Here is a 13,376-nt window from a genome sequence, read left to right as displayed (position 1 = left end):
AAGAGTCAGGAAAAGATGCCTCAGGCTGCCCGGTTGGGAGACGTCGAGAAATGCCCGAACGGCAGCGGTCCGATCGTTACCGGGGCCGCAACCGTGTTCATCGAGGGCAGGCAGGCCGCCGTGAAAGGCAGCAAGATCGACTGTAGCTGCGGCGACACCGTGATCGAGACGGGATCGCCCACAGTGCTGATCGAGAAGCATCCCGCCGCGCGCCGGACGGATACGACATGCCACAAGGGCGCAGTCGATATTGGCGCCGCCACCGTGTTCATCGGCAACGGCAAGGGCACTGCCATGGGTACCATGGATCGCGCGCAGCGGAACGGCGCGCCTTTCGTTCGTGCCTGATGCCGCACGGTCCGCGCTGGATCGCGCGTCCGTCCGCCTTCAGCAGATCGACCCGCTCTACCTGGACGAGGCGGCGGCGAAGGGCGCGCTCTACGCGGTCGTCGACGGCTGCGCGGTGCCCGGCATCCAAGCGATCGCGCGCGATCACGGTCAGGCGACCTGCCTTTACCTCGGCGCGGCAAGGGGCACGCATGGCGACAAGGCGCCCTGGCTCTTTGTGGTGCGCGAAGGTGAGCGGGAGGCGCTGACCGGGCGATGGGGAGCAGGAGAATGGGGCTGCTACCTGATCTCGGAAGCGGGTCCCCGGCGAGTCCGCCATCACCTTCGCGGCATGCTAACCGTCCTTTCGCCGAAGGGTGAGCGCTGGCTCTTTCGTTACTGGGACCCGCGTATCCTGCCCGCCTATCTGCGTGCTTCGAGCGAGCGCGAACTCAACGATTTTTTCGGGCCGATCTCGACTTTCGGCGCGATCGATCCGGCGGGCCGCACGTTCGTCGCCTGGCGGGACGAGGTCATCATTGCACCTGCGGCTCGCCGGGCGGTGGGGGAAGTCCTGCGCATCAGCCCGCGCCAGGTAGCGGCCCTGCGCCGACAGGGCGTGGCCGGGAAGCTGGCCCGTAGTTTCGGTGAGGGAAAGGCCGAAGTCAGTCCCGCGCAGGATGCCGTTCTCGCGCACGGGCCGAACGGCGGAGCGCTGCGCCTCGGATTGGGGGCAACCGGTCTCGTTGAGGAGGTCGTCAGTCCGCTCGACCGGCGCTGGAAAATCGAGGTGCACGAGGACGGCAGGCTGGCTCGCCTGGAGGCTCCGTCCGGTTCGGTCCTGGCGATTGATTACGACCCGAAAGGCAGGGCCGAGCGTGTCTCGCGCGACGGCATGGAACGCTTCCGCGCCGGGTACGACCGCATCGGGAGGATCGCACGGCTCGATTTTCCGGACGGCACCAATGTCTGCACCGATTACGCCCGGACCGGAGAGGCCGCGCTGAGCGATGCCGAGGGCAACCTCGTTTCCGCGCGCCGGGACCGTCTCGGCCGGACCGAGCGGTTTGCCTACGACGGCGACCGCCTGGTGGCCGCCGCCGATGGCGCCGGGCAGGTCACGCGCTTCGCATACGGGGCGGGTGAGCGACCGGAAGCGACGCACTATGCCGATGGCCGGACCGAGCGTTACGCTTTCGACCCGGCGGGCCGGGTGGTCCAGATCGCCAGGCCCGGTGGACGGGTTCTCGACGTGGCCTATGACGATGCCGGCCGTCCGGTAGTCATCGCCGCTTCGGGCGAGGCTCCGGCGACATTCGCCTATGACGAGGCTGGACGCCTGATCGCCGCAGCCAATGGCGAGATCGACCTTGCCTGGGTCTATGACGATGCCGGAAAGCTGCTGGAGGAACGCCAGGGCGGAGACGTCATCCGCCATCTCTACGACGCGACCGGACATACGGGCATCGTCTATCCTTGCGGGGATGCCGTGCGCTGGCGCCGCGATGCGGATCAACGGATCGTGGAAGTGATCGACTGGTCGGGCGCTCGGCATGGCATCGACTATGCGGACGGCGACGCGGGATGGCGGTTCTCGGGCGCGGACGGGGTCGTCGAGACCCATTGGTCCGACCGCACCGGGCTGGCGGCGGCGTCGCGTGTCGAGGTTCAGGGCGGGGCCTTGTGGGAAACTTCGTGGATGCACGATGCCGAGGATCGCCTCGTCGGGCGAAGCGATACGCGGATCGGGCCTGCCGCATGGCACTACAATGCGGAAGGGCAGATCGTGGCAGCCGTCGACGGCGGGCGCGAAGAGCGCTTCGGCTACGATGGCGCGGGAAACCGGGTATCCGGTCCCGGCGGCGCCGCGCGCTTCGACGTCGCCAACCGTATCGTCACCCATGGCGGGGACAGCTACCGCCACGATGCCGAAGGCGGGGTGATCCGGCGATCGGGAAGCTCGGGTGACTGGAACTACCGCTATGACGGTTTCGGCAGGCTGATCGAAGCGAGCGATGCAGGTGGGCGCAGTCTGGCTTTCGGCTACGACCCCCTCGGCCGACGCATCTGGAAGCGGGCCAGCGCCGAGGGCGGCGTTACCCTGACCCGCTTCGTCTGGGCCGGTGAGCAGATGGTCAGCGAAGTGGTGACGACCGAAAGCGCGGCCGGTTGGCAGGGCTCCGATGGCTCGGAGCGCCGGACCCGCGACCATTGCTACTGGCCGCTCGGCTTCGTGCCCATGCTGATGCGCACGCAAGGCGTGGTGTACCGCTCCCACACAGCTCCCAACGGCGCGCCGCTACGATTGACCGCTCCGGGCGGGCGGATCGTGTGGGAGGCGCAGCACGATGCCTTCGGGTGCGCGCATGTCCGTATCGGGGAAGTCGATCAGCCTTTGCGCCTGCAAGGACAATATGCGGACGACGAATTCGGTTTCGCCCTGCATTACAACCGGTTTCGCTATTACGACCCGGCGATCGGAAGGTATCTGACGCCCGACCCCATCGGCGTGGCGGGCGGGCTCAACCTCTATCTCTACGCGGGCAACGATCCGCTGAACAAGGCCGATCCCCTGGGCCTATGGTGGAAGACCGCGTTGGCCGTCGTCGCCGCAGTTGCCGCGGCGGCCGTCGTCGTAATCACCGCTCCGGTGACGGCACCGCTCGCGCTTGTGGTGATCGGAGCGGGTGCGGCTGCAGGCGCCGCGGGCTTCATGGTCAACGAGGCCTTGAACCAGGAGGAGTTCTGTCTTTCCTGCATTCTGGCGGCAGGACTGAAGGGCGCGCTGGTCGGGGCGATCGCTGCCGTACCTTTCGTGTTCGTACCGGCTTCGGCGGGGGTCGGGGTGGTGATGGGTGTCGGCGGGGCCAGCGGCCTGATCGGATACTCCGCCGATGTCGCCATGACGCCCGGCGCCGAGTGGAACATGACGGACGCTGCGAAAGCCGTTGCCCTGGGGGCCGTGATGGGACCGGTCGGTCGCTTCGTCGGCAGCCGCTTGCCGATCAAGCGGCCCTATTCCCATCTTGAGGACCCGGCCAGCGTCAAGCCCGGCGGAAACTTCACCCCGGCGCAAAAGCGTGCGATCTACGAAGAGAACATGCGCCGCAACAATGGCGTCCTTCGCGCGGACGATACGGGAGAGGCCCTGGTCATGCCGCAGAAAAGCCAGCGCGGGGTGACGCCCCCGCGCAACGAGGCACAGATCGATCATATCGACGCGAAAAACCCCGCAAATCCGAATGCCGCGCGCGGTACGAACAGCTATGGCAATGCGCGTGTGATCTCGCGGGAAACGAACCGGCAGAAGTCGAACAGCCCGGCGCGCAACAATCGGTCGATCCCGCCGCCTCCGCTTCCGACCGATCCAACCGATCGATGAAACCTAAGGACATCAAGAATGGATAACTGGATTTTCGCAGACCCGCCGAACGTTGCTGTTCTCACGACGCGGTCGATTGTGGAGGAAGGTCGCTGGATCGCGAACGTGTCGCATGATGAGGATGACGGTGGTTGGCAATTCCACGACGACGATGGCATGCCGAAGGGCGAGGAAGAAGCGCGCGTGGTGTCGCTGCGCAGCATCGTGGCGAAAGACGCCTCGCTCACCCAGTTGGCCGATCTGCCTCTGGGATGGCGGGCCTGGCGAACTGCGCCAGAAGGCGAATGGCAACGGGCTCGGGCTTGAGCCGATGCTGCACAAGGCGGTCTTGATGGCGGCTGGATCGCGCAGGATCACCGAGAGTCCATGCGATACGAGGACATTGATCTTCAAGTAGGAGTTGCACCCTGGCGGATTACTACACCGTCGCCCCTCCTGGTCGCCTCCGGCTTCGAGGGGGCGACGAACTATGCCTAAAGTGCCGTAATGATCTGCCCTCCCACTGAGTGGGCCAGAGACTCGGATAGTCTGGACCACGAAAGGGACGATGAATGCCGAACAAGAAGCACAAGCCGGAAGAGATCGTCGGCAAGCTGCGTGAAGTTGAGATTGTGCCGGCGCAGGGTGCCTCGACCGCTGAGGTATGCCGGTGGATTTATCTCTATGGACGGCTCTCGCTTTGCAAGCGGCATTTAAACGTTCTGCATGGATCGTTTGCAAACATCTATCCGGCATCAGCTGGCAGGCCAGAGTGCCCAAATGGGGAATCCGCACACGCAGTTGGTCGACTTAATCATGCCCCCTTAAGGTGACCACGTTTGACCTCCAACTTCGTGCCCCCCAAATTATACTGCCAGCGCGGTCGCGACATCCCTATCGGCGCCTTGAATGCACAATCACGTCCAGCATTGAACGATCAAATGACGCATTTGACACCGAAGATTTGGAACAATGCAAGAACGATATAAATTCTTCGGCCGCTTTGGCGGCAGTTATCAAATGTAAGCGTCCGGCTTTGGTCCAGCATGAAGCGTGAAATAACCGTCTGAACAGTTACCCTTCATTTAGAGGCTGCTTGATACACGCACTCCATGGCATGCTTCGTCATCTGGAATGCTCCCTACGTTAGTCCCGCCATCGAGCGGATACCCGAAGAGCATGTGCGCTTTGAATCCATGCGTGAGGGGCTCGTGGAGACTTACCTCAAGGCATGGAAGAGCGCGGAGAAGGAAACTCATCACAGGTATTTGTCACGAAGAGAAGCAGGGCCATATTCCCCAAAAGAATTTGGCGCATCGCGAGGAAAACCGTGGCCGAACCACGGCCATATTTGGCCAAATTTCGATGAACCATTGCGTGATCGAGTGAAGAAAGTTCCGAAAGCTATCAAAGACGTTGTGTGTACAAGCTTTGGTTATGCTGTGTCGGAAAAATTCATTGAGGTCTTAGAAGCCTGCGATCCCGGTCGAAACCAGTACCTCCCGTTCGAGTTTATTGACCGGGCTGGCAACCCGTTGCCTGATCGTCGTTGGCTTCTGAACGTCACATCGAGATTGGCAACGATCGACGTCGATCGGTCCGGGCCTAACGTTGTGGAATCCAGCAATGCTACAGTCTGTGTCAACGCAGGGCCAACATCACTGGTTTTTGATAAAAAACGGATAGCTGGCAGAGCTATCTGGTATGAATGGCTCTACGTTCATGAGGGCATAGCTGTAACTGAAATTTTCTGGTCAGCTTTGCAGAAGGCCAAGTGTACTGGTTGGAGTCCCAAATTTGAGGAACATTTTCCCGAGGTTTGACAGTGAGCAGTGGCTGAAGAGGCAGCTTAATTGCACAGCTCCAACCATTTCCAAGGCAACAGTTCGTCGATCCGGTTGATCGGGTGCCCCTTACCGACACGGTCGAGCACATCGGCAAGCCATTCTTGCGGATTGACGCTGTTAAGCTTAGCCGTCTCCAGAAGCGAATACATGGCGGCGGCCCGCTCGCCCCCGCAGTCGGCGCCTGCGAACATCCAGTTCTTGCGCCCCACGGCTATGCCCCTCAGGGCATTCTCTGCCGGATTGTTGTCGATCTCCAGCCTGCCGTCGTCGGTGTAGGCAAGCAGTTGCGGCTTCAACTTCACCGCATAACGCAGCGCCTCGGCCAGCGGCGATCGGACCGATACCCTGGCCAGCACCTCGTCGCCCCACGCGAAGAAATCCAGCGCCTTGAGCTTTGAGAGCTTACGAGCCTTGCGACGAAACTCCGCCGGCTCACGCACGATCTGCCGCTCGACGTCGTAAAGCTCGCCGATCAGTTGCAGCGCTTCGAGCGCAGCCGAGTTCGGGTCTGCTTTGTAGACATCGTTCAGCTTGCGCCGGGCATGGGCCCAACACGCAACCGGCGTGATCGGCGCGGGCTGGCGGTCACTCGCGTAGAGACGCTCGAAACCGGCATAGGCATCCGCCTGCAGGAAGCCCACAAAGGTCTTGAGATGCTCGCGCGGTCGCTCGCCCTTGCGATCGGGGCTGTAGCGGAACAGCGCGGCCGGCTTATCCAAGTGGCTCCATCGTCGGTTATCGCGCAGATACACCCATAGCCGCCCGGTTGCCGTCTTCCCGGTCCCCGGCGCCAGCACCGGGACGGGAGTGTCGTCGGCGTGGAGCTTCACGCTGGCCATGACGTGATCGGCGATCCGATCGACCAGCGGCTGCAGCAGCCAGCTTGCTTGGCCTAGCCAGTCCGCCATGGTCGAACGGCTGATCTCCACGCCCTCGCGAGCGTAGATCTGTGACTGGCGGTACAGCGGCAGATGATCCGCAAACTTGGAAACGATAACGTGGGCCAGTAGGCCGGGACCAGCGCGGCCACGCGGCACGGGAAGCGCCGGGGCGGGTGCCTGGCTGATTGCATCGCAGCGGTTGCAGGACAGCTTGGGTCGGACATGGCGGACGACGCGGAAGCGGCCGAGGACATATTCCAGCACTTCGGTCACATCTTCGCCGAGCTTGCCCATCCTGCCGCCGCAGGCGGAGCAGCCGTCGGCATCTGGCGCTGCGTGCATAACCTCATCGCGAGGAAGGTGGTCGGGCAATGGTGCACGGCGAGGCTTGCGAGGGGCAGCCTTGGTCGGGGAATCTTCGGGCGCATGGCCCTCGATCACACACTCGGCGTGGGCATGCTCGGCCTCGAGATCCTCCAGCGTCAGCTCGAGCTGATCGGCCTGATGCGCAAGACGCTCTGACGACTGACCGAACTTCATGCGCCGGAGGCGGGCCAACTGGACCTTGAACTTCTCGATCTGCAGCGCCGTCAGCTTAATCGAGTTCTGGGCCGTCTCGAGCTTCTCGCGGGTCGCTTCATGGGCCGCCCGTTCGGCTTCCAGCGCCTGTTCCGAGGCAGCCAGACGTGCGCGCATCGCCTCGGCAAAGGCGCGCAGTTCTGCGGGATCAGTAGGGAGTTCGAGATCGTCGGGAGACACGCTTCCCGATAGCAGAATCCGGCCTTCTGCCCAAGCAGAAACCCCGGAAATGCGGCGATTATCGCGTCAAATCTGCACCGGCAGGCGGGGCGGATCAGGGGCCACTGTGCGCCGCCAATCCATTGCTTCGATCAGCAACGCAAACTGCGCTGGGGTCAGCACGACACCGCCTTCGATGAGCGGCGGCCAGATGAAACGGCTGCGTTCCAGGCGCTTGGCGAACAGACAAAGCCCGGTCCCGTCCCAGTGCAGCGCTTTCAGGTAATTGCCGCTCTTGCTGCGGAAAAGGAAGACATGCCCGCCGTAAGGCTCGACCGCGAACAGAGGACGGACCAGCACCGCCAGCCCATCGAAACCGAGCCGCATGCTGACCGGCTTGCTCGCCAGATAGACCTTGGTTCCGGGCGCAAGCGAGATCACGAGACATCCCGGAATGCCCGCAGCACGCGGGCCAGCGCCTTCTCGTTCACGTAGCTGTCTACCGACAAACGCACACCGCTCGGCAGGTCTATGTCTATCGCGCCGGGGCGGGCACCGGGGTGTGGGCGGATCAGTTCCTCCGACACTGATGGCACCGGCGGCGAAACAGGTCGCGGCGCCTTCTGGGGTTCAGGCACCGCTGGCGCAGCTGCGGGCTCCGTCGTCATGATCGCGCCGTAGGGAATGAACTCAAGCGCCTCACTGGCAATGGCTGCTGCCTGGCGGTGCGCCGACCGCCAGTTATAGATCAGGCTCTCGGCAATCTCATGGCGCTCAGCCACCTGACGGACCGATACGCCGTCCGCATCTGCCTCGGCAAGGATCGCCGCCTTCTCGGCATCCGAAAACTTCCTGCGCCGTTCGGTGCGCGCGATGATCTCCACCCGATCCTTCACTTGGCCTCCTTCTGGAGTCCAGAAAGAGACTCCTTAGCTAAGGTCCATCAGCGCCGAGCTGAAATGCCGCAACACGCCGGAGGGCGGACGCTTACTATCAAATTGGGGATTTTAGCATGAAAGCCGAGGGATCATTTTCAGTCGATGAATTCCAGCCAGAAAACCTCGCCTCAAAATTATCCGTCGAAACTGCCCTGCCAGTTTCAATAGCGACGCTGGTGAAGCGCTATACTGGAAATATTTCCGGTACTTCTGTCACGATCTTTACGGCCGCATTTGACCGTTCTGCTGGAAAAGGTACTTATGTGGCCATGGAAAGCTTCGAAGGGTATATCCACGATCTGTCCGACTCCTTCAATTTCATGCATTCAGCTTCGACCACGTCGGGAAGCCGCGAAAATGAGATTTTCCGCATTGTCGACCAGAGCGGCACACGTGAGCTCGAAGGAATATCCGGTACTGGTGGCATCGAGGTCGATGCAAATGGCATGCATCGAATCTGGATCGAATACAGTCTCCCAAACATCTCAGTAGATGAATGAACTGAGTTGCCACGCTCTGCATGTGTCTGCTCTCGGGATAAGCCAATACATTCATGTATGGCAACGGTGGGCGCAAGGCTGGCCAAAAGCAGCCATGCCCCTGAATATGTTATGCCCAGCCAATCTAAGCTGATTGAGCAACGGCACCTACGACACCTTCGGGTGTTATCAGTGCATGGCACATCACACATTATCCTTCGATCAGGCATCGGTCGCGATCGTGACGGGTGGGGAATCGGGGATCGGGCGCTCCGCCGCGATCAAACTGGGTAAAGCGGACCTCCCTGTCGCGCTAACCTATTTCGCGGATAAGGGCCGAGCGAACGCAGTCGTCGCCGAAATCACCGACAGCGGCGGCAGGGCCGTGGCGGTACGGACCGACGTCGGCGATGAGCAGAGCGTCGAGGCACTCTTCGATCTGGCAGAAGAGCGCTTCGGCACGGTCGACCTTCTCGTCAATTCGGCCGGGCTGAATATGACTGGCGTGATGCTCCGCGATATGGAGTTGACCCAGTTCGATCGCCTGGTGCGCGCCGATCTCTACGGTCCGTTCCTAACATGTCGGCGCATGGTGCGCGCGCTGGATAGTGCGAACCGAGGCGGCCGGATCGTTAACATATCCTCGATTCACGAACGCGCTCCACGTGCAGGTGGGGTCGACTATGACGCCGCCAAGGGAGGCCTCGCGCAGCTTACAGCGACCCTCGCGCTAGAACTCGCGCCGAAGCGTGTGGCGGTCAACGGGATCGCGCCCGGCATGATTCTGACCCCGATGAACCAGAGCGCGCTCGATCATCCCGAAGAACTGCGGCGCAAGGAAATGGCAATACCTTGGGGCCGCGCAGGAACGCCGGACGAGGTGGCCGATCTGATCCTGTTCCTGCTCTCATCCGCCGCAGACTATATCACCGGCACCACCGTTACGATCGACGGCGCGCTGTCGCTGACCGTTGCACAAGGAGCCTAACGGGAATGGCCGCCTATGTTGTCGAGGAATTGCAGACCGTCACGCTCGATATCGCCGGGCCCGACGGGCGATTGGCACATCATGATTTGATGAGTCCCTATGTGTGGATGGAGGGTGAGACCTATCGCTTGCTCGTCCGCGTCGTTCCCAATCCTTTGACGCCGAGCGATCCGACCGGAGTTATCTGGGGCGGGGAATCAGACGATGGTCTCGTTTTCCGGATGAGTGAGGTACCGGCGATCCTGCCTGGCCCTAATCCCGACGATGCCGGCGGATGCGAGGATCCGACCGTCGTGCTTGGTGAGGATGGTGCCTATCTTGTCTTCTACACTGGCGTCGATGCCGCCCGGTCACAGGGCGCTCTGCTGGTGGCGAAAGGGCGGGACCTAACCAGCCTGCGCGAACAACGGGTCATGCTCAAGGCACCCGACGGCGAAGGCAACATCAAGGAAGCGACGCTGGCGCAGGGATCGGACGGGCGGTTCCGACTCTTCTACGAATATGCCGGGGGCAATGCCTCGCGGATCGGCATGGCGGAGGGGGCGACGGCCGAAGGTCCGTGGACGGTGGTCGATGATCCATTCACGATCCGGGAGGACGGCTGGGACAATTGGCATCTGTCGACCGGACCGGTCCTCCAGCAGCCGGGCTACGATCCAGTCATGTTCTACAACGGGGCGACGGTGGATGCGCGCTGGCGCATCGGCTGGATCAGCTTCGCACCCGATTTCAGCTGCGTGACCGGACGAGGCCTTGAACCGATCCTCATGCCGCCGCCCGCCAAGAGCCGGGACGCCACCGACATTGCCTTTGCGGCGTCATGCATTGTGACTGGTGACGCAATCTGGCTCTATTATTCGTTGGAGGATAAGATCCTTCGCCGCGCAAGGATCCACCGTTACGCTACGCGCTAGATCAGCCTAAGTTTGCGCGAGAACGATGATCGGCAATCTTGAGGATTGGCAGATCGGTTGCAACTGACCGGTCCCGCGCGACGCATCGATTTAGATTTCGAACGGCGGCTTACAAGCGAGGCTGTGCATCTAAGAAAGGCTAGAGTTGGCACTATGCTGCCTTCCGCCGTCGACTCCTATGAGACGCCCAGAGCCAGAATTCGGCTCCGCAGATGCAGACCTTCCGGCGTTTCGGCAGTCTTCGGCGTGCGCGCGATGTTTTGATGCGCCGCTTCCAAGGCAGAATGGCCTGAGGCTGAGCGGTCGCCCATTTCGCTGACGACGGCAGGGACCGTGCTTTTTGTCAGTCCAGCCTGATCTGCAAGCGCGGCTCGCGAAATGCCGCTTTCCTACAACCACATCGTCCCTGTGTAACATGGCGCCACCGGGTGGTTAACGAGAACCTGGGCAGGCTTTCGGAGAGTAGAATGGTCGGGTATGGCCGGACAGGAATAATGGGGGGCATCTTGAAGCTGCGGCAGATTTACCGGTGTCACCATATGCTTGGCGACAACCCCTAACGGTCCTGAACGTTTTGTCTCGGTCATGAGACTTGCTTGAAAAGCGGCGATAAACTGAGAGGAAGACCGACATGACAGATAAGGCCGCCTCCTCGCCATTGGCGCGCATGCCGGCGATTGATCCGCGCGCGCTGATGACGTTCCGCGTGGTCTGCGAAACCGGCTCGATCAGTGCAGCGGCGCGGATGCTGAACCTGTCGCAGCCTTCTGTGTCTAACACTATCGCCCTGCTGGAACGTCGTCTCGGCGTCGCCCTGTTCGAGCGGCGGCGCGGCGGGATCGTTCTCACCCGCGAAGGCGAAGTGCTGCGTCGTCCGGCCGAGGCGATGGCCCGCCTGCTTTCCGATGCCGTCAGCGACGTGGAGCATGCCCGCCACCACATCGCCGGACCGCTGCGGATCGGTGGCACACCCGGCGCGCTGCTGACGCTGCTGCCCGGTGCGATCATGCGCGTGGAGGAAGCGGTTGGAGACTTCGCGTTGAGCGCGGTCGAAAAACCCGACGAACAACTGCTCGATATGTTGCGCAAGGGCGAGATCGAACTCGCCTTCGTCACCACCCGCATCCAGAACGTGCCGACCGACATGGTGGAAGTGACTTGCGCGCGCGATCCCTTCGCGCTGATCGTCGGCCCGCGCCATGCCGATCTGGGGAGCCGCGTCTCCTTGCGCGAGGTCGAGCATTACCCTTGGGTCCTGCCCGAGGCGCGCGGTGCCTTCCGCCGTCAGGTCGACGCCCTGTTCATTGCCGCCGGTGTTTCGGTGCCGCGCACGACGATCCGCAGCGATTCCCTGCTCACCACCCGCGCCATCGTGCGCGAGACCGACCGCGTCACCGTGCTGCCGCGCACGGTCGCGCTCGACGGCGCTTCGGACGGCTCGATCCGGGCCATCGCCATTCAGGAGGCGGTCTTCGAGCGCAGTGTCGGCGTGCTGCGTCTGGCGGGCCGCCGGCTCTCCCCACTGGCGGAAGCGATGCTACAGGCACTGCCCGAGGTTCCATAGTTTTTGACTATGGCAAATGGAAAACTCATTATTTTACTTGAGGGCCGATAGCGCGCTAAATCCTCCTCGATCGAAAGACAAAAGACGGGAGAGAACGATGCGGACCCTGATCCGCGATGTATCCATCTTCGACGGCAGCGGCAGTGCTCTCCAGACCGGCTCGGTGCTGGTGGATGGAGAGCGGATCGCCTGCGTGGCCTACGGTGACGACGCAATGGCGGGTGAAACCGCCGACGTGACCATCGACGGGCGCGGCAAGACGCTGATGCCTGGGCTGGTCGACGCGCACACGCACCTCACCTGGGGGTCTTCGGTCGAGAAGATCTACCACCAGTTCATTCTTCCGCCCGACGAGCTGAAGGTCGCGGCCTGGCGCAATGCGCGCGTGCTGCTGGACCATGGCTTCACCTCGATCTACTCGGCCGGCGCGCTGGGCGACATGATCGAGCCGGAACTCGCCGCTGCCATCGCGGCGGGTGAAACGCCGGGGCCGCGCATGGTGCCTTCCACCCTCGAACGCAGCCCGGAAGGCGACGAAGGCGTCGATACCGGCGATGTGTTCAACGGCCGCGGGCCCGAGGCGATGCGCAAGTTCGTGGCCTACTGCAAGGACGAGGGCGTCCAGTCGATCAAACTGGTCGTCTCCGGCGAGGATGCGCTGAAGCCCGGTTCGGCAATGCAGGTGCTCTACACGGCTGAGGAAATGCAGGCCGCCGGAGAAGCGACACGCGAGGCGGGCATGTGGATTGCCACCCATGCCTATTCGCCCGAAGCCATCGGCCTCGCGCTCGATGCCGGTACGCGCATTCTCTACCACTGCTCGTTCGCGGATGCGGCGACGGTCGATCGCATGGCGGCGGAGAAGGACAAGTTCTTCTACGCACCCGGTCCCGGCGTTTCGGTGGCGGCGATCGAGGCCAATCCGCCGCCGCATGTCGACATGACGCACATGAAGGCCAGCGCGCATGAGCGCATGGGTCTTGAAGGCAAGCTGGTGCCCGAACTGAAGGCGCGCGGCGTGCGGATCCTGACCGGCGGCGACTACGGCTTTCCGTTCAATCCACATGGCCGCAACGCCCGCGATCTGGAGCATTTCGTTCAGCACTACGGCTTCACCCCCGCCGAGGCCCTGCGCTCCGCCACCCAGTACGGCGGCGAACTGATGGGGCTTGAGGTCGGGCTGGTGAAGCAGGGCTGGCTGGCCGACCTGCTGTTGGTCGACGGCGATCCCACGGCGGACGTCGCGGTGCTGCAGGACAAGGACCGGCTGACCATGATCATGAAGGGCGGGGCGTTCCACAAGGCTCCCGCCGAGATCGAAGCAACAGAGTAACCAGGG

12 protein-coding genes are annotated in these 13,376 nt (G+C 62.6%); 9 read left to right on the top strand and 3 right to left on the bottom strand.

The window, feature by feature from the left end; translation table 11 throughout:
* Positions 1-15: 15 nt before the first annotated feature.
* The 4 genes from AC4D6D_RS22720 (at position 16) to AC4D6D_RS22705 (ending at position 5,511) form a co-directional block, all read left to right on the top strand.
* A complete protein-coding gene (locus tag AC4D6D_RS22720) occupies positions 16-348 on the top strand; it encodes a PAAR domain-containing protein (RefSeq protein WP_491327779.1) in 333 nt (110 codons plus the stop codon).
* Positions 341-3,709, top strand: a complete 3,369-nt coding sequence (locus AC4D6D_RS22715; protein ID WP_491327778.1) for an RHS repeat domain-containing protein — start codon at positions 341-343, stop codon at positions 3,707-3,709. Before AC4D6D_RS22720 ends, AC4D6D_RS22715 begins: the two co-directional genes overlap by 8 nt.
* An 18-nt stretch (positions 3,710-3,727) precedes the next feature.
* Positions 3,728-4,015, top strand: a complete 288-nt coding sequence (locus tag AC4D6D_RS22710; RefSeq protein WP_491327777.1) for a hypothetical protein — start codon at positions 3,728-3,730, stop codon at positions 4,013-4,015.
* A 785-nt stretch (positions 4,016-4,800) separates the two neighbouring features.
* Entirely contained in the window at positions 4,801-5,511 is a 711-nt protein-coding gene (locus AC4D6D_RS22705; RefSeq protein ID WP_491327776.1) for an imm11 family protein, read from the top strand.
* Between the two features lie 26 nt (positions 5,512-5,537).
* Here the strand turns inward: AC4D6D_RS22705 and tnpC are convergent, their stop codons facing one another.
* The 3 genes from tnpC to tnpA all read right to left on the bottom strand — a co-directional run bounded on the left by tnpC (position 5,538) and on the right by tnpA (position 8,050).
* Positions 5,538-7,112: an IS66 family transposase gene (gene tnpC, locus AC4D6D_RS22700; protein WP_491328797.1), complete on the bottom strand. Its 1,575-nt coding sequence runs from the start codon at positions 7,110-7,112 to the stop codon at positions 5,538-5,540.
* Positions 7,113-7,241: 129 nt separating this feature from the next.
* A complete protein-coding gene (gene tnpB / locus AC4D6D_RS22695) occupies positions 7,242-7,595 on the bottom strand; it encodes an IS66 family insertion sequence element accessory protein TnpB (protein WP_491327775.1) in 354 nt (117 codons plus the stop codon).
* Positions 7,592-8,050: an IS66-like element accessory protein TnpA gene (tnpA, locus tag AC4D6D_RS22690; protein ID WP_491327774.1), complete on the bottom strand. Its 459-nt coding sequence runs from the start codon at positions 8,048-8,050 to the stop codon at positions 7,592-7,594. The genes tnpB and tnpA overlap by 4 nt, the downstream gene beginning before the upstream one ends.
* A gap of 116 nt (positions 8,051-8,166) precedes the next feature.
* Here tnpA and AC4D6D_RS22685 point away from each other — a divergent pair, with 116 nt between their 5' ends.
* The 5 genes from AC4D6D_RS22685 (at position 8,167) to AC4D6D_RS22665 (ending at position 13,370) form a co-directional block, all read left to right on the top strand.
* Positions 8,167-8,592 (top strand): DUF3224 domain-containing protein, encoded by a 426-nt coding sequence (locus AC4D6D_RS22685; RefSeq protein WP_491327773.1) that lies wholly within the window; start codon positions 8,167-8,169, stop codon positions 8,590-8,592.
* Positions 8,593-8,767: 175 nt separating this feature from the next.
* Positions 8,768-9,559 (top strand): SDR family oxidoreductase, encoded by a 792-nt coding sequence (locus AC4D6D_RS22680; protein ID WP_491328796.1) that lies wholly within the window; start codon positions 8,768-8,770, stop codon positions 9,557-9,559.
* 5 nt (positions 9,560-9,564) lie between these two features.
* A complete protein-coding gene (locus tag AC4D6D_RS22675; RefSeq protein WP_491327772.1) occupies positions 9,565-10,473 on the top strand; it encodes a glycoside hydrolase family protein in 909 nt (302 codons plus the stop codon).
* A 631-nt stretch (positions 10,474-11,104) separates the two neighbouring features.
* Entirely contained in the window at positions 11,105-12,037 is a 933-nt protein-coding gene (locus tag AC4D6D_RS22670) for a LysR family transcriptional regulator (protein WP_491327771.1), read from the top strand.
* 97 nt (positions 12,038-12,134) lie between these two features.
* A complete protein-coding gene (locus tag AC4D6D_RS22665; protein WP_491327770.1) occupies positions 12,135-13,370 on the top strand; it encodes an amidohydrolase family protein in 1,236 nt (411 codons plus the stop codon).
* Positions 13,371-13,376 lie beyond the last annotated feature (6 nt).

The organism is Novosphingobium sp. BF6 (genome assembly GCF_058273105.1).
This window is presented reverse-complemented; position numbering and strand designations above follow the sequence as displayed.